1 protein-coding gene is annotated in these 604 nt (G+C 47.0%); it reads right to left on the reverse strand.

All coding sequences use genetic code 11. The features are described 5' to 3' along the window. Window positions 1-604: IS1634 family transposase (locus tag ACFOHL_RS14370; protein WP_376920937.1), on the reverse strand; the 604-nt coding region annotated here is incomplete at both ends.

Genomic DNA, 604 nt, shown 5'->3' on the forward strand with positions numbered 1-604 from the left:
TACACAGGGACTTTTCGGATAGCTGCCTCGACATCACATACCGCTTGTTTGGCTCGCCAGAGCTTAAGGGCTTGGTTTGCATCGTCTTCACAGGCAAATTCCAACTGGCACAGTTTTTTAAAACTCTTACGCGCCTGCTCCGCTTGTTTGAGCATACGCTTGTCGAGGGTATGGCGCTCCCGTTTTTGTGCCTGTTCGCTTCGAACCAGTAACCATTTTTGAGCGACACCCGCATAGTCGCTTTGACACCAAGTCCCTTCATAACCCTCGCTTACTGGCTCAAATGATAAGGTAGAAGCCGACCTTACTAGCACCTTTGCCTCTTTCAAGGTTTGTGGGACACGCGTGATAAACGTTTGCCCCATGTTGTGCAAGTCCACTAATGTCTCTTGTGTATACAACGCCGCATCTGCCACTAAATAGCGATTCGACTGTGCGGCTTTTAAACTTCCGATATGGGCTTTAACAATCTGTTTAAACCCTTCCATGTCATTGCTGTTGCCACTGGCGGGTTTCATGTAAACTGGAATGCCTGATTGATTCTCACAAATCAAATTCAAAATGACTTGATTTAACTCTGGTCGATGGTCTCTGGAGTAGCCTT

The sequence above is a fragment of the Agaribacter flavus genome, from assembly GCF_042646125.1.
GTDB classification, from domain to species: domain Bacteria; phylum Pseudomonadota; class Gammaproteobacteria; order Enterobacterales; family Alteromonadaceae; genus Glaciecola; species Glaciecola flavus.